At 61.9% G+C, this 14,758-nt stretch carries 15 protein-coding genes; 7 read left to right on the forward strand and 8 right to left on the reverse strand.

What is annotated here, in order from left to right; genetic code table 11:
• Window positions 1-75 precede the first annotated feature (75 nt).
• Window positions 76-993, reverse strand: coding sequence for a hypothetical protein (locus C7U61_RS00805; protein ID WP_245410714.1), 918 nt, complete (start codon window positions 991-993; stop codon window positions 76-78).
• Between the two features lie 218 nt (window positions 994-1,211).
• On the opposite strand from C7U61_RS00805, the gene C7U61_RS00810 reads away from it, so the two are divergent.
• Window positions 1,212-3,398, forward strand: coding sequence for a mechanosensitive ion channel family protein (locus C7U61_RS00810; protein ID WP_106996257.1), 2,187 nt, complete (start codon window positions 1,212-1,214; stop codon window positions 3,396-3,398).
• Between the two features lie 5 nt (window positions 3,399-3,403).
• Here C7U61_RS00810 and C7U61_RS00815 read toward each other — a convergent pair whose 3' ends face one another.
• Window positions 3,404-4,462 carry a LacI family DNA-binding transcriptional regulator gene (locus tag C7U61_RS00815; RefSeq protein ID WP_106996258.1) on the reverse strand — a complete coding sequence of 353 codons (1,059 nt, stop codon included), beginning with the start codon at window positions 4,460-4,462 and terminating at the stop codon, window positions 3,404-3,406.
• A gap of 153 nt (window positions 4,463-4,615) precedes the next feature.
• On the opposite strand from C7U61_RS00815, the gene C7U61_RS00820 reads away from it, so the two are divergent.
• The gene (locus C7U61_RS00820; protein WP_106996259.1) at window positions 4,616-4,909 is read left to right on the forward strand and encodes a hypothetical protein; all 294 of its coding nucleotides are present in this window, start codon (window positions 4,616-4,618) and stop codon (window positions 4,907-4,909) included.
• A gap of 33 nt (window positions 4,910-4,942) precedes the next feature.
• Here the strand turns inward: C7U61_RS00820 and C7U61_RS00825 are convergent, their stop codons facing one another.
• The 4 genes from C7U61_RS00825 to C7U61_RS00840 form a co-directional block, all read right to left on the reverse strand.
• Window positions 4,943-5,671 carry an SDR family NAD(P)-dependent oxidoreductase gene (locus C7U61_RS00825; RefSeq protein ID WP_106996260.1) on the reverse strand — a complete coding sequence of 243 codons (729 nt, stop codon included), beginning with the start codon at window positions 5,669-5,671 and terminating at the stop codon, window positions 4,943-4,945.
• The gene (locus tag C7U61_RS00830; RefSeq protein WP_106996261.1) at window positions 5,668-6,789 is read right to left on the reverse strand and encodes an alkene reductase; all 1,122 of its coding nucleotides are present in this window, start codon (window positions 6,787-6,789) and stop codon (window positions 5,668-5,670) included. Before C7U61_RS00830 ends, C7U61_RS00825 begins: the two co-directional genes overlap by 4 nt.
• Window positions 6,790-6,924: 135 nt before the next feature.
• Window positions 6,925-7,731, reverse strand: a complete 807-nt coding sequence (locus C7U61_RS00835) for an alpha/beta hydrolase (protein WP_106996262.1) — start codon at window positions 7,729-7,731, stop codon at window positions 6,925-6,927.
• Between the two features lie 85 nt (window positions 7,732-7,816).
• Entirely contained in the window at window positions 7,817-8,698 is an 882-nt protein-coding gene (locus tag C7U61_RS00840) for a LysR family transcriptional regulator (RefSeq protein ID WP_106996263.1), read from the reverse strand.
• Between the two features lie 99 nt (window positions 8,699-8,797).
• Between C7U61_RS00840 and C7U61_RS00845 the strand changes: the two genes are divergently transcribed.
• From C7U61_RS00845 to C7U61_RS00860, 4 genes are all read left to right on the forward strand, one after another.
• Window positions 8,798-9,547 carry a sulfite exporter TauE/SafE family protein gene (locus C7U61_RS00845; protein WP_106996264.1) on the forward strand — a complete coding sequence of 250 codons (750 nt, stop codon included), beginning with the start codon at window positions 8,798-8,800 and terminating at the stop codon, window positions 9,545-9,547.
• Between the two features lie 119 nt (window positions 9,548-9,666).
• Complete coding sequence (locus C7U61_RS00850; RefSeq protein ID WP_245410715.1) at window positions 9,667-10,212, forward strand: isochorismatase family protein; 546 nt, start codon at window positions 9,667-9,669, stop codon at window positions 10,210-10,212.
• A gap of 71 nt (window positions 10,213-10,283) precedes the next feature.
• Entirely contained in the window at window positions 10,284-10,733 is a 450-nt protein-coding gene (locus C7U61_RS00855; protein ID WP_106996266.1) for an Rrf2 family transcriptional regulator, read from the forward strand.
• Window positions 10,730-11,611, forward strand: a complete 882-nt coding sequence (locus C7U61_RS00860) for an NAD(P)/FAD-dependent oxidoreductase (RefSeq protein ID WP_106996267.1) — start codon at window positions 10,730-10,732, stop codon at window positions 11,609-11,611. Before C7U61_RS00855 ends, C7U61_RS00860 begins: the two co-directional genes overlap by 4 nt.
• 40 nt (window positions 11,612-11,651) lie before the next feature.
• Here C7U61_RS00860 and C7U61_RS00865 read toward each other — a convergent pair whose 3' ends face one another.
• The gene (locus tag C7U61_RS00865) at window positions 11,652-12,107 is read right to left on the reverse strand and encodes a helix-turn-helix domain-containing protein (RefSeq protein ID WP_106996268.1); all 456 of its coding nucleotides are present in this window, start codon (window positions 12,105-12,107) and stop codon (window positions 11,652-11,654) included.
• A 109-nt stretch (window positions 12,108-12,216) separates the two neighbouring features.
• Here C7U61_RS00865 and C7U61_RS00870 point away from each other — a divergent pair, with 109 nt between their 5' ends.
• Window positions 12,217-13,527: an MFS transporter gene (locus C7U61_RS00870; protein ID WP_106996269.1), complete on the forward strand. Its 1,311-nt coding sequence runs from the start codon at window positions 12,217-12,219 to the stop codon at window positions 13,525-13,527.
• An 82-nt stretch (window positions 13,528-13,609) separates the two neighbouring features.
• Here the strand turns inward: C7U61_RS00870 and C7U61_RS00875 are convergent, their stop codons facing one another.
• Window positions 13,610-14,548, reverse strand: a complete 939-nt coding sequence (locus tag C7U61_RS00875) for an NmrA family NAD(P)-binding protein (protein ID WP_181315761.1) — start codon at window positions 14,546-14,548, stop codon at window positions 13,610-13,612.
• Window positions 14,549-14,758: the final 210 nt, after the last annotated feature.

The raw sequence follows: 14,758 nt of genomic DNA on the forward strand, positions 1-14,758 counted from the left end.
ACCGCCTTCCATCCGTAATTGGATAAAAACAAAGAGATAGAGCTTTTTCGCGATTCGAAGAAAAGCGAAACGGCTCTAGTGGCGGATCGCCGCTTCCATCCGGGCGACCCGGCGAAATAGCGTCCAGCGGCCATTTTCCCAGCGATATTGATCCGGCGAAATGACATAGGGCACGTCGCTGAGATCGGCGCTGATCAGCTCCAGAAGCTGCAGGCCCTCGGTGTCGTTCTCATGCGTGAAGAACACCTTGTCGCGCGACAGGAAGGCAGCGATCGGCGCGGCACCGCCGGATTGCTCCTGCACCTGCGCCCAGAAATTCGGGAGGAAGGCGATGCTGGACTCGAACTGGCCGTCCACCTCGACATATTGAAACCGGCTGCGTTTGGCGACCTGGACGCCGGTCTTGGCAAGGAACTTCTGTAGGTTGGCCTGTGCCATCTCGGCAAGCTCCCGGACATCGATGCCCCAGTCGTCGAGTGCTCCGGCCATCACGTAGTTGACCGTCGTTTCGCCGTTGACGACGAAGAGCTTGATCAGGTTTTCGGCCTCGTCGAGATAGACGAATTGCGGCGGATTGGGCTCGTCCTTGACGGCCTGCATCATCTGCTGCCGCGCAACCTCGACGAAATCGCGCGCTTTCAGGACCGGCAGCACCTTGGCGAGCTCGCCGCTGTCGACCATGACTTCCGTCATGTTGAGATAGTGAAAGAGCGCCTGCGCGCGCGCAGGCCCGCGTTTTTCGCGCAGCGCCAGCAGCGCATTGCTGAGGAATTTCGTCATCGTATCGCCGTTGCGGCTGTGCAGCGTCAGGCTGCCGGCGGCAGGATCGTAATCGACGCGGATCAGATCGCCGAAAAACGGCAGACGTTCCTGCAGATAGGCGGCAAAGATCGCTTCATCCTGCAAGGCTTCGTCGGGAATGTTGAGATCGAGGGTTTTGGTAGCGGCCGTGCTCTCGGGCTCCTGCATGGGGAAGGCTTGGCTGGGACGCATCTCTGCGCGCTTGCTTCTGCCGAAGAGCCATTTCAGGAAATTGAACACGCACATCCCCGAGTACCGACGGTATTGTAGCAGAACCTAGCGCGGCTGCCCTTGGGGGGCAATGGCGACGGGCGGGGATCGGTGCGGCAAGTGCCTGCTTGCCCGTGTCAAAAACGCGTATAGTCTGCAGAAGCGGGCCGGATGGTCCGAAGGCGGGAAGGGCAGCGCAAATGAAGAATGTCGGGGGCGGCAGTTGGGCGATCGGTGGCCTGCTTTTTTGTCTTTTCGTATTGACCGGGCCTGCGGCGGTCTTCGCGCAGAATGCGGCCGTACCGCAGCCGGCAGCTCCGCCGCCCGATAAGGTTCGCGAGCTGATCCAGCTGCTGAACGAGCCCGATGTCAGGCAATGGCTTACCACCCAGCTCGACAGCAATCCTGCGCCCGCTGGCGACAAGCCCGCAACCGCCAGCGAGCCGGCTCCGGCCGACGGCAATCAGATGTCGGTTCTATCGGGCATGCTCGGCCACACGCGGCATCACCTCGAGCTGGTCTCCGGCGCGGCAATGACGCTGCCCTACCAGGTTATGACCGCATCGGAAAAGCTGGTGGGCGAGGGCGAGTCGGTCGGCCTTATGCGCATCACCGTCCAGATTGTCCTCCTGTTCTTCCTGGGGTTGGTGGCCGAATTCGCCGTTGCCCGCTTTATCAACACCAGGCATATGCAGCGTACTGAGAGGGCTGCCGGTACCGAGACCGAGCTGCAGGCAGCGCGCTTCCAGTTTCTGGGTGGCGTCGTGCCCGCTATCATTCATGGTCTGGTGACGCTCGTTCCGCTTCTTGCCTTCGATTGGCCGCCTGCCATCGAGAACTTCGCCATCGCTTGCGTTATCGCGATGGTATCGATCAGGCTGGCGATCTCCATTGGCAAGCTTGTCATGGAATTGATCGCGATGCGTCGCGCCAACGATGTTCTGGATGAGGACGGCGGTGTCGCCCGCATCGCCGAACGGCGGCGGGTGGCCTCCTATTGGTATCGGCGCTGCATGCTGTTTGCCATCTATTTTGCCTGTGGCTGGGCGATCATACAGGCCGCCACGTCGCTGGGCTTCTCTGCAGGTGCGCGCGATCTCATCGGCTACACGCTCGGCATCGGTCTGTTTCTCATCGCCACGGCTGCCGTGTGGTCGAGGCCGCTCCCGCCCGAAAGGCGCGGTGCGAAGACGGTTTCATGGCTGTTAACGATTTTCTTCGTGGCTCTCTGGTGTCTCTGGGTGGCCGGTTTCGATGGCCTTTTGTGGATTGGAATCTATGCGATATTGCTGCCGCGGGTCCTCTCTGTATCGACAAAGGCAATTGACGCTCTGCACGATGCGGCCGATGGCATTTTCGGCGCCGGCAAGGTCGCGGCCGTATTGCTCGACCGCGGCGTGCGCGCGCTCATCATCACTTTCGCGGCCTTGTGGCTCGGCAGGATGCTTGGGGTCGAGGCCCATGCAATGATGAGCGGCAGCGAATCGGCCGTCGGCCGTATTGCCCGCGGCATTCTCGGCGGTATCGTCATCCTTCTGGTCGCTGATCTTGTCTGGCAGCTGGCAAAAACCTACATCGACGGCAAGGTGATGCAATCCCTGCCTGCTGCCGGCGAATCCGACGAGATACGGGCGAGCCGCGCCCGGCTGCAGACGCTGCTGCCGATCTTCCGCAACATCCTTGCCGTCGTCATCGGCATCATTGCCGTCATGATGGTGCTGTCGGGTCTCGGTGTTCAGATCGGGCCGCTGATTGCCGGTGCCGGCGTTGTCGGCGTCGCCGTCGGCTTCGGCGCGCAGACGATCGTCAAGGATGTCATCAGCGGCATCTTCTATCTCTGGGACGATGCCTTCCGCATCGGAGAATATATCGAAAGCGGCCATTATAAGGGTGTGGTGGAATCCTTCAGCCTGCGCTCGGTCAAGCTGCGCCATCAGCGCGGCCCCTTGGCGACGATTCCCTTCGGCTCGCTCGGTGCCGTCAACAACATGAACCGCGATTGGGCGATCGACAAGATCATCGTCAAGGTCACCTACGATACCGATCTCGTGAAGCTGAAGCGCATCGTCAAGGATATCGGTCAGCGCCTGCTCGAAGATGAGGAGCTGAAGCCGAGTATCATTCAGACGCTGAAGATGAAGGGCGTCGAGCAGTTCGGCGATTTCGCGATCGAGATCAGACTGGCAATCACCGCCAAACCAGACGAGCTTTCCGTCATCCGCCGCAGTGCGCTGGCCTTGATCAAGCAGTCCTTCAACGAGAACGGCATCCAGTTCGCCTTCCCCACAGTGCAGGTAGCAAGCGACAAGGACGCGGCGGCGGCCGCTGCCCGGCAGCTTATCGAGATGCGGGCGGCAAACGTGGATGGCGCACAGCAGGCGAGCTAATCAGGTCATGGTTTCGGAGCCGCCGTGCTGCCGCGCACGATCAGGCTAACGCCAATCATCTCGCGCTCGGCCGGCACGGCATCGTGGAGAACGGCTTGAACCGCGCGTTGCGCGATCTCGGCAAAGGGCTGGGCCATCGTCGTCAGGCCCGGCTCCACCATGCCGCCTTCCGGCACGCCATCGAAGCCGATGACGGAGACGTCCTGCGGGACGGAAAGGCCGCGCGCGCGCAGCCAGTTGATTGCCAGAAGCGCGATATTGTCGGACATGGCAAGAATCGCCGTCGGCGGTTCCGGTGCGGAAAAAAGGTAGCTCATTCCGGCTTCGACGCTTGGCTTGTCGTTGAGGGTCTCGTAGATCGGTACGTGCTCGCGCCGGATGCCGAAGGCTTCGAGTGCCTGCCAGTAACCGAGCGCGCGATTGCGGGAGGTGGAATAGATCCCGCGTTCGATCTCGGCGATGCCGACCGGCCCGACATGGTCATCCGAAAGCTCTGTCGCAAGCACGCCGAAACGCCTGTGGCCCAGTTCCGCCAGATGCCGGGCTGCAACAGCCGCGCCTCCGACATTATCGACGCTGATTGCGGGAATCGACGGATCCTCGTCATTCAAGGCGAGAGCGATGAAGGGTAGTTGCCGCTCGCGCGTCAGTTGCACCAGTTTCTCGCCGCCTTCCACGCAGAGCAGGATGAAGCCGTCCACCAATGCGCTCTTGATGTTCCAGTCCACCGTCTGCCGGTCCTTGGCCGAAACCAAAGCCAAACCGGTGCCGCTGGCATCGCAGACCTGAGACACGGCGGCCAGCAGCGCCCTGGCCCAGGGGTCATTGAAGAAATAGGCAATCGGCTCGGCCGCGGCGACGCCGATCGCATTGACCTTTCCCGCCCGCAGCAGCCGGCCTGTCAGGCTCGGTCCCGCATAGCCGAGCCGCTTTGCCGTCTCGAGCACATGCTCACGCACCTCCTCGCGCACTACTTCGGGCCGGTTGAAAACATTGGAGGCGGTCCCCTGCGATACACCTGCCGCCTTGGCGACATCCGCGAGCTTGATGGTGCCCTTGGCCAATCGAATCCTCCTTAGGTTTCCGCAGGATACTAGCAATGAAGTTGTATCGGTTCAATTCCGCTTGACAGAGGATTTTCTAAGTGTACGATTGAACCGATTCAACAGGAATGCTTTGAAAAAATTTTGAATCGATTCAAAGTGAGGAGTAGAACGATGCTCACCAATTATCTCTTCAAGGATCTCTACGATGATCGATGGGGCGATCCCCGCAATCCGGATGCGGTCGAGCCATCCTTACCGAAGGACAAGGGTGGAGTTGGCCGGAAAGGCTTGCTGGGTCTACTGGCAAAGATTTTCCGCCGCCGCCGGAAACACCCTTCGGCTTGGTCCTTCACGATTCCGAGCGAAGTGCCGGATGCCGAGGTTAAAGCCGAGGTCCGGCAGCGCAACGGGCTTGAAGATCCGAAGTTTCTCGCAATCGCCAAGGCCCTGTCGCGGAATTGCTAGAGCTGCGACAGGAAGCGCTCGAAATATCGGGCCTCAGAAGTTTTCCTTGTAGGGGCGCAGATCAAGCTCCTGCGTCCAGGCCGAAGGATGCTGGCGGTGGATATGCCAGTAGCTCTCGGCAATGGCATCGATGTTCAGCAGCCCATCGGCATCCACATCCGGCCGGCGCGAGCGCAGCCGCTCGCCGTCGATACCGCCATCGATAATGGTGTGGGCGACGTGCAGGCCGAGAGGACCGAACTCACGTGCCATGCTCTGGCTGATCATTCGAAGACCGGCCTTGGCGGCTGCGAATTGCGCAAAGCCCGCCTTGCCGCGCAGGCTCGCGGAAGCGCCGGTGAAGATCACCGTGCCACGGCCGAGCGGCGCCAGATGCCGTGCAGCCTCGCGCCCGACCAGAAAGCCGCCGAAGCAGCAGATGCGCCAGAATTCTTCGAACTGGGCGGCCGTCAGATCGCGAAAGCCGATCGGGCGGTTGATGCCCGCGTTGAAAACGACGAGATCGGGTGGAGCGATGTCATCGCGAGCAGTGAAGGCGTGGTCGAACAGCCGGATCACCGCGGCTTCATCCGTCGCGTCCGTTTCGATTGCTTCGGCGCTGCCGCCGGACGCATTGATGGTGGCTGCCACCTGGTCGATCTTTGCCGCCGTCCGGCCGGCAATAACAACATGATAGCCCTTGTCTGCAAGAAGCCGGCAGAGTGCCGCACCCAGACCCTGCTCGGCACCTACGCCGACAATAATGGCGCTTGGCGTACTCATTCGGCGGCCTCCCTGGCGTTCAGCGTCGGATAATCGGTGTAACCCTCGGCGCCGCCGCCATAGAAGGACGGGCGATGATAGGGACTAAGGGGAGCACCGAGACGAATGCGCTCCGGCAGATCGGGATTGGCGATGAACAGGCGGCCGAAGGCGATGGCATCGGCATGGCCGGCGACAAGTGCTGCTTCAGCCGTATCCGGCCGGAAATTGCCCGCGGCGATCAGCGTGCCCGACCATGCCGGCCGGAACAATTCCGCAGCCGAGGGCACGTTCTTGTGGTCGACTTCGGCCTGGCCGGCACCGCTGGCGCGCGGCTCGATCAGATGCAGATAGGCTAGGTTCAGCCGGTCCAGCTCGCGGATGACATGGCCGTAGAGACGCAAGGGATCGTCCTCGCTGCTGTCATTGGCGATGCCGAAGGGCGAAAGGCGGACGCCGACGCGATCCGACCCCCAGACATCAGAAACCGCCTCGACTACTTCGAGCAGCAGCCGTGTGCGGTTCTCGATCGAGCCGCCATATTGGTCGGTTCGCTGGTTGGTGCGGGCCTGCAGGAACTGCTCGATCAGATAGCCATTGGCGCCATGGATCTCGACGCCGTCGAAACCGGCCTGCTTGGCATTGGCAGCGGCCTGCGCATAAACGTCGATCAAAAGCGGCATCAGGTCGATATCGATTGCCTGCGGCGTCTCGAAGGGCACGCGTTCGAAGGAGGCGGTGAAGGCTTGGCCCTTGGCGGCAATGGCGGAAGGCGCAATCGGTGGAGCACCATCGGGCTGATGCGAGGAATGGGAGATGCGGCCGACATGCCAGAGCTGCAGGAAGATCTTGCCGCCCTTGCAATGGACCGCGTCCGTCACCGCCTTCCAGCCGGCGATCTGTTCGGCCGTGTGGATGCCCGGCGTTGCCGGCATGCCCTGTCCGGCGCGGGAAATTTGCGAACCTTCGGAAATGATGAGCCCGCCCTCGCTGGCGCGCTGGGCATAATATTCCGCATTCAAGGCCGAGGGCACATTGCCGGGCTGGCTCGCCCGCATGCGGGTGAGAGGCGCCATGACGATGCGATGCGCGAGTTCATAAGGACCAATGGAAAGAGGCGAAAACAAAGTGGCTGTCATAAAATTCTCCTGCCTGGAGCCAAATTGCTCCCCGGGGCGGAAGGGCCTGTCAGCGGCGATTCGGTCTCGGGAGTTGGAATAAGATGATGATCGTCATTTATCCGAACGATCGGACTTGCGCAACCGAATCTGATCTCAGGCCGAAATCCGGGCGAGAAAGGCGAGTAGGGCGGCGTTGAACTGCCCCGGCCGCTGCAGCGGCGCGAAATGGCTGACACCCGGCAGGAGGATCAATTCCGCGCCGGAAATATGGCGCGCGAGATAATCGGAATGCTCACGCTTGATGAACTCATCGTGCTCGCTGTGCACGATGGCGACGGGCACATTGATCTCCGCGAGGTCGGCGATGGTGTAGTTCGGCTCAGTCCGCTGCATCAGACCCACGGCCTCGACGAAAGCATCGAACCCCTCTGGCGTGGCTGACAGAGCTGCGTAATCCTTCTTATGGCGAAAGAAACAGCGTTCGATGACAGGTGTCGCCACGAATTCCTTCGTGCCGCTCGGGTCCATATTGCAGGCAAAGAAGAAGACGCCGGAAACGCGCTCCGGATGGATTTTTCCAAGCACCATGCCGATACAGGCGCCATCGCTCCATCCCGCGATCGCCGCCTTGTCGATCTCCAGCCTGTCCATGACGGCGAGAACGTCGGAGGCCATGAGCTCGTAGGTGTATGGCCTCTCGTCGCGCGTGCTGCGGCCATGGCCGCGGCTGTCGACGACGACAACCCGATGGCCGGCATCGATCAGGGCCGGCACCTGATAACCCCAATTGCCGCTGTTTCCGAGCCCGCCATGCAGGAGGATCACCGGAGTGCCGCTGCCATAGGAGGCATACCAGATATGCGCGCCATCATGATCGACATGGCCTCCCACTTTGGTATCCGGCAAGGGTGCCGCTCCTTCGGCTTCGAAGCGGCGAAGCTCATCGTCGTGAAATTCCATACCCACCCCCCATTGCGCCCTCTCCTGCCGGCAGCCGTGCGGCGAGATTAGTCGATCCGGGCTCGGTTTTCCAACAGCGGAGACATCAAGGCGTTGCCAGATGCTCGAAAAGATCGCGAGCCGGCGAGGGCAGCTCTTCGAGAGAGCGGACGCAGATCGAAAGCCGGCGCGTGGCCCATTGGTCGGTGAGGCGAAGAGTTGCAATTTTCGCGGATCGGCTGCAGCGACGTGCCGCCGTTTCCGGCACGATGCCGAGGCCAATGCCTTGGCCTGCCATCCCGCAGATGCTCTCGAAGGTCCGCATGCGCACACGCATTTTCAGCCGGATGCCGAGCCGGGCGGCCTGCGCATCGATATGGTCCTGCAGCGCTCCGCCTGCAAGCCCCACGAAATGCTCGTGCAGGATTTCCGCAAAAACGATCTGCCTTGCCGCGGCAAGCGCATGATCGCTAGATATCACCACCACCAACCGGTCGATCGCGAAGGGTCGCAATACCAAGCCCGACGTATCGACTGCATCCGAAAGGATGCCGATCTCGGCCAGCCCGGCCGAAACGGCACGCGCGATCTCGATGCTCTGACGCTCCCTGACATCGATATCGGTTCGAGGGTGTCTTGCCATCCAGTCGGCAAGGCGCGGCGGCAGGTATTCGGCGATCGCGGCGGTGTTGGCGAGAAGCCGGATGGTCGCGCGCAGGCCGCTTGCATGTTCGCCAAGCTCACCGCGCATCTGTGTCAGTTGCCGCTGGATCATCCGTGCATGATGGGCCAGCGCTTCGCCGGCGGGCGTCGGATTTACGCCGCGCCGCCCGCGTTCCAGAAGCCGCACACCGCCATTTGCCTCCATGTCGCGCAGCCGCTCGCTGGCGGACGGCAGCGAAAGCCCGACATCTGCGGCTCCATGCGTGATGCTGCCGGCATCGACGACGGCGAGGAAGAGGCGAAGGTCGGTCAGATCGAAGCGCATGGAGTTCAGATTACCGCATCTCTAGCCTTCGGAATAGCCGAAGGCTCTCTTCGCATCATCCGCATTGTGCAGGTCCTTGTCCCTGCTAGTGGATGGGGCATGATGGATCATTCGATATGGCTTGTCGTCGCGATCTTCGCGACCTTCTTCGCGGCCGGCATGGTCAAGGGCGTCACCGGCATGGGGCTGCCGACCGTGGCGATGGGCGTCCTGGGTGTGCTGATCTCGCCGCTCACGGCGGCTAGCTTGCTGATCGTGCCCTCCTTCGTCACCAATGTCTGGCAGCTTCTGGCAGGTCCGAATTTCGCCAGGCTCGGCCGCCGCCTCTTCCTTTTGGCCCTCGCCATAACCGCCGGAACATTTGGCGGCTCATATCTTCTCGCCGCCGGCGATACCCGCGTGACCACAATGGCGCTGGGAGCAGCTCTTGTTATCTATGCCGGCCATGCTCTCCTTGCCCGCCAGCTTCGCGTGCCGCCACGGCTGGAGCCGCTGTTGTCACCGATCATCGGTTTGATCACCGGCCTTTTGACCGGCGCAACCGGCGTCTTCGTCGTTCCGGCTGTGCCCTATCTGCAGGCGCTGTGGCTGGAGAAGGAGGAGCTGGTTCAGGCGCTCGGCCTTTCCTTCACGGTCTCGACAGGGGCTCTCGCCGTCGCGCTCGCCTGGCACGGTGCATTCCGCATCGACAATCTCGCGCTCTCTACCCTGGCGATCGTCCCGGCGCTTGCCGGCATGTGGGCGGGCCAGATCATCCGCAATCGCGTCGGCCCTGCCACATTCCGCCGCTGCTTTCTGATCTGCCTTCTGGTGCTTGGCGCCGAGATGGTCGTCAAAGCCGCTTTTTGAGGCGGTCTCATATTGCCGGGTTGCCTTGTGGGTAGCCATATACTTCCGGGTTTGTTTCGAAAGTGAGGTGTCACCGATCGATGGAAGAAGAGCAGCGAGAGATTTCCGATAACAATCCATTGGCCGATGCACTGCTTGTCGTCGATATTCAGAATGCTTTCGTACAAGGACCGAGTGCAGTTCCCGGCCATGTGATGTTGAGGTCGGCGGTGAAGGTACTGCTCGACAAGGCCCGGTCGGCATGGGCGCCGGTGATTTTCCTGCAGAACGATGGTCCGGCGGGTGCGCTGGACGAGCCGCTTCGACCGGGGTGGAAACTCCATTTTCCACCTCTATCCGGCGAAGTGGTTATCAGGAAAACGGAAGATGACGGCTTCGAGGGCACCGATCTTGACACCATTCTGACGGCCTTCGGCGTAAAAAATCTGGTGATCTGCGGCGTGCTTTCGGAAATGTGTGTTGCCGCGACGGCGCGGGCGGCTCTTGAGCGCGGCTATGGTGTGCTGCTGCCGCACGATGCCCACGCGACCTACGATGTTCCCCCCGGGCCCGGTTCGCAGGGCGTGCCTGCCGCTATGGCGGCAAGAGCGGCCGAATGGTCGCTGGGCGACGAGATCACGATCTGCGCCTCGGCGAACGAGGTTCAATTCAGAAAAAGATCTTAACCAAAAATCCAGCCATCCCGGAATCCGGCGGCCTCTTGAACGGCACGTCGAATCGTAATAATTGAAGTTACATGAAACGCGATAGCCGACTTTCTTCCGTTCTCCATGCTCTTCTCCATATGGCCGAGCAGGATGGACCGCTGACCTCCGAAACCCTGGCGCAGTGCATGCACACCAATCCGGTCGTCGTGCGCCGCACCATGGGATTGCTGCGCGAGGTTGGCATCGTCAACTCCGCCAAGGGGCATACCGGCGGCTGGACGATCACTGCCGATCTCAAGACCGTCACGCTGCGGCAGTTGCACGAAGCGCTCGGCGAACCCGCTGTCTTCGCCATCGGCAATCGCAACGAGACGCCGGAATGTCTCGTCGAGCAATCGGTCAATTCCGTTCTTGATGATACCTTTGCCGAGGCCGAGGCCTTGCTGCTCCGGCGCTTCGAAAATGTCACGCTTGCCGATCTCGCCGCCGAATTTGCGCGGCGTCATGCGCACTGGCGCCCGGAAAGGACCCTGTCATGACCCACGACGTCATCGTCATTGGCGGTAGCTACGCCGGCATGGCGGCCGCCCTTCAGCTTCTGCGTGCCCGCCGCAGGGTGCTGGTCATCGATGCCGGCAAGCGGCGCAATCGTTTCACCGAGGAATCTCATGGCTTTCTCGGCCAGGATGGCGTCAACCCCGGCGAGATCGCCCGCAAGGCGCGCGAGCAGCTCTCCACCTATCCGACCTTGACCTGGATCGAAGGCACGGCCGAACAGGCCGAGGGCGAGAAGGACGCCTTTGCCGTCACTACGGCGGACGGCGTGCGCCATGACAGCCGGCGCCTTCTCTTCGCAACCGGCGTCTCCGATTCCCTGCCCGAGATCGAGGGGCTTGGCGAACGCTGGGGCAAGAACGTGTTCCATTGCCCCTATTGCCATGGCTATGAACTCGATCAGGGCCGCATCGGTTGCATCGCCACCGGCCCGATGTCGCTCCACCAGGCGCAATTGCTGCCGGAATGGGGAGATGTGACATTCTTCCTCAACGGCAGCTTTGCTCCGGATGAGGCTGAGCGCGCCGATCTCGCTGCCCGCGGCGTGACGATCGAGGAAACACCGGTAGCAAGGCTGGAAGGAAAGGCCGATGTGCGGCTTGCCGATGGACGCCTGCTGCCGTTTGCCGGCCTCTTCACCGCGACGCGCGTGTCGCCCTCGAGCCCGATCGCCGAGCGGCTCGGCTGCGCAATCGAAGAAACGCTGTTCGGCACCCAAATCCAGACTGACGCCATGAAGGAAACCACCGTGCCGGGCGCCTTTGCCTGTGGTGATGCCGCCCGTATCCCGCATTCAGTGTCGCTCGCCGTCGGCGACGGCGCTTGGGCGGGTGCGCAGCTGCATCGCTCGCTGGTGTTTTAATGCTGGTTTTGGAGGGCTCGGCCCTCCGAAACCGGCGTCCCTATCTATTCCCCTCCGGCACCTTCACGATAACCGTCTCGTCCGGGCCGACGGCACGCCCGTCCTGCGCCCGGATGTCGAGCTGCACCGGCTGACCCGTGGCGCGATCCACCAGCACCGAATGCTCTTCCGCCGGCGCAAAGAGATGGCGCTCGCCGAATTGGCGCAGCGCCACCATGACCGGAAAGAGATCTTTTCCCATCGCTGTCAGCCGATATTCCATGCGCGAGCCGCCTTCGCTTGTCGGCACAAGCTCCAGAATGCCGCTTGCGACGAGCGTACGCAGGCGTTCGGTCAAAATGTTCTTGGCGATGCCGAGGCTCTTTTGAAATTCACCGAAGCGCGTCAGCCCGTCGAAGGCGTCGCGTACGATAAGGAGCGACCACCAGTCGCCGATGACGTCGAGCGATCGCGCGCTCGGGCAGTAATCGCCCTTCAGACTTTTTCGGGCGACCATCGCCTTAGCCTTTTCGGTCTTTTGTCAGTAGAAATGGTTGCATGATTAAACCAATAATGTTACTCGATTGTTGGTTTCATTATTAAACCGAAGAATCGGGAGTTTTGCAATGACGATCGATCAGGACGCGCCGCCGGCCGGTAGCGCGAAGGATGCCGCGCGCCTTGATTCCGTGCGAGAAGGTGCGCTTCAGCATGCCGGACACTCAGGAAAAGCCAACTCCTCGCTTACGCGCGCCCCGATTTTCCTCTTTGCCGTCGCGAGCGGCCTTGCTGTCGCCAATGCCTATTTTGCCCATCCGCTTCTCGATGTGATGGCGGACGATCTCAAGCTGTCGCGCACCATTGCAGGCCTCATTGTCGGGGCGACGCAGCTCGGTTACGGGCTTGGTCTCATCCTGCTGGTGCCGCTCGGCGATTTGGTTGACCGACGCAAGCTCATCATCGTGCAATCGCTGCTGAGTGTTGCGGCACTTCTCTGCGTGGGCTTTTCCGCCAGTGCGATGATGCTGCTCGCCTCCATGGCCGCGGTCGGTTTTCTGGCCGTCGTGACACAGGCGCTGGTCGCCTATGCGGCGAGCCTGGCGCATCCCGCCGAGCGCGGCCATATCGTCGGCATGGTCACGAGCGGCATCGTGCTCGGCATCTTGCTGGCGCGCAGTGTCGCGGGAACGCTGACCGATCTTTCCGGCTGGCGGGCTGTCTACATTGTCTCGGCCGCGCTGACGCTGGTGATCACGCTTCTCCTTTGGCGCGCGCTGCCGAGGCAGGAGAAGCCGAAGAGCGGACTCTCCTATTTCGGTCTCATCCGCTCGCTCGGCACCCTGCTGATCGAAGAACCGGTCCTGCGCATCCGCGCCGTGATCGCCATGCTGATCTTCGCCAATATCACCATGCTGCTCGCCCCTTTGGTGCTCCCGCTGACCGCTCCTCCTTATTCGCTGTCCCATACCGAAGTCGGCCTGTTCGGCCTTGCCGGCGCGGCGGGCGCACTCGGCGCCGTCAGGGCAGGGCGCTGGGCCGATCGCGGCCATGGTCAGCGCACGACGGGCATTGCACTCGCGCTGATGCTCCTTGCCTGGCTGCCGATCTCGATGCTGGATCGCTCGATCTGCTGGCTGATCCTCGGCGTCCTCATCATCGATTTTGGCCTGCAGGCGACGCACGTCACCAACCAGGGCTTGATCTATCGTGTTCGACCGGACGCGCAGAACAGGCTGACCGCCGCCTATATGGTCTTCTACTCCATCGGCAGCGCCATCGGCTCCTCGACATCGACGATCATCTATGCCCATGCGGGTTGGACGGGCGTCTGCATCTCCGGTGCTGCCATAAGCCTTGTGACGCTGCTCTTCTGGGCGCTGACCTTACACGCAACGCCTGAGGTTGCGACGCAGAGCGTCGGTCGGAAAAATAGCTAGCTTTCCGGTGGGGAGGCGGTGCCCAGCTGCTCCTCCAACAATGAGAGCGCCCCGGCCTATTAGGATTGAAGGACCCCGCCGATCAGCCCCGGCCGGATGGCGCTTGGTCCGTATCGAAGAACTGTGCACGATGCTGGCGAACCCATTCTTCGATGCCCGTAGGCTGGAAATCCTCGAGGCCGGCCCGCGGCTTGAAGGGCTCGGCCAGCATCTCATTCGCCTCTTCCGGATGCGACGCGAAGAAGCGGAATTTCGAGGCGACGCGGCGCCCTGTTCCCGGACCCATCGCGGCATCCACATCTCGTTCGAACGCGTCGAGCGGCTGCTGGCGATAGGCAATCCGGCGACCAAGCCCCGCACGGATCCGCGTGACAAGCTCGTTTCCATCAACGCTTTCCGGGCCGGCAATGCAATAGTCGCCGGATGTAATGCCGCGTTCCAAAAGACTGACGGCAGCGCGGGCGCAATCGTCGACCGAGGTCCAGGCGATCCGCTGGGATTCGGCAATCGGTGGCGCAAAGATCCCATGCTCGACTATGTCCTTGCGCGCCGATGGCTTCAAGAGATTGTCGAGATACATTGTAGGGCGGATGATGGCGAAGGGCAGGCTTGAAGCGCGGATGACGTCCTCGACCATCGCGTTGGCGACGAAGCTCGGTTCCGCACAAGGCGCCGGGCGGCTGGCGCTCGCGAGCTTGAGGACAACGGATGTCATGCCGGATGCGAGCGAAGCCGATATCGCATTGTCGGCCTGGATTCGCATATCCTCCTGTGCGCCGATCGGGATCTGCAGCACGGCATGCACAATGCCGACGCTGGCGGCACGAAGCGAGGCGGCATCGCGAATATCCCCCTCGACAAGCTCGACGCCGAGCGCCGAAAGAGCGGAGGCGCGTCTTCGGTCTCGCACAAGCGCCCGCACCTTGAAGCCGCGCCGACGTGCGGCGCGTACGACTGCGCTGCCTTGGACGCCGGCGGCGAGATAGATAAGGATGGGCTGGGATTGATCGATAGTGGACATGGTACGGCTCCTTCGAACATGGTCTGCCGAGGGAGCATCGTCAAATGGCCACCACCGCGCAGACCCGAAACGCGCACAAGGCGCAGGGACTGTCGGGGTATCCGCGCAGGCGCGGAACAGAGCTTCTCCACGGAAGGAAGAAGGGCCTGGGCCTACCGAGACCAAGCCAGCCATTTTCGACGGCCGATATCTAGATTGGCTTTGCGGATG

Origin of the sequence: Rhizobium sp. JAB6 (assembly GCF_003024605.1) — a bacterium.
In the GTDB taxonomy this organism is placed as follows: domain Bacteria; phylum Pseudomonadota; class Alphaproteobacteria; order Rhizobiales; family Rhizobiaceae; genus Rhizobium.

Excerpts from the sequence above, each read along its gene's own strand:
- C7U61_RS00810 (WP_106996257.1), top strand. The coding sequence starts at position 1,212 with ATGAAGAATGTCGGGGGCGGCAGTTGGGCGATCGGTGGCCTGCTTTTT.
- C7U61_RS00845 (WP_106996264.1), top strand. The coding sequence starts at position 8,798 with ATGATGGATCATTCGATATGGCTTGTCGTCGCGATCTTCGCGACCTTC.
- C7U61_RS00870 (WP_106996269.1), top strand. The coding sequence starts at position 12,217 with ATGACGATCGATCAGGACGCGCCGCCGGCCGGTAGCGCGAAGGATGCC.
- C7U61_RS00805 (WP_245410714.1), bottom strand. The coding sequence starts at position 993 with ATGCGTCCCAGCCAAGCCTTCCCCATGCAGGAGCCCGAGAGCACGGCC.
- C7U61_RS00840 (WP_106996263.1), bottom strand. The coding sequence starts at position 8,698 with ATGCGCTTCGATCTGACCGACCTTCGCCTCTTCCTCGCCGTCGTCGAT.
- C7U61_RS00865 (WP_106996268.1), bottom strand. The coding sequence starts at position 12,107 with ATGGTCGCCCGAAAAAGTCTGAAGGGCGATTACTGCCCGAGCGCGCGA.
- C7U61_RS00855 (WP_106996266.1), top strand. The coding sequence starts at position 10,284 with ATGAAACGCGATAGCCGACTTTCTTCCGTTCTCCATGCTCTTCTCCAT.
- C7U61_RS00830 (WP_106996261.1), bottom strand. The coding sequence starts at position 6,789 with ATGACAGCCACTTTGTTTTCGCCTCTTTCCATTGGTCCTTATGAACTC.
- C7U61_RS00820 (WP_106996259.1), top strand. The coding sequence starts at position 4,616 with ATGCTCACCAATTATCTCTTCAAGGATCTCTACGATGATCGATGGGGC.
- C7U61_RS00825 (WP_106996260.1), bottom strand. The coding sequence starts at position 5,671 with ATGAGTACGCCAAGCGCCATTATTGTCGGCGTAGGTGCCGAGCAGGGT.
- C7U61_RS00860 (WP_106996267.1), top strand. The coding sequence starts at position 10,730 with ATGACCCACGACGTCATCGTCATTGGCGGTAGCTACGCCGGCATGGCG.
- C7U61_RS00875 (WP_181315761.1), bottom strand. The coding sequence starts at position 14,548 with ATGTCCACTATCGATCAATCCCAGCCCATCCTTATCTATCTCGCCGCC.
- C7U61_RS00835 (WP_106996262.1), bottom strand. The coding sequence starts at position 7,731 with ATGGAATTTCACGACGATGAGCTTCGCCGCTTCGAAGCCGAAGGAGCG.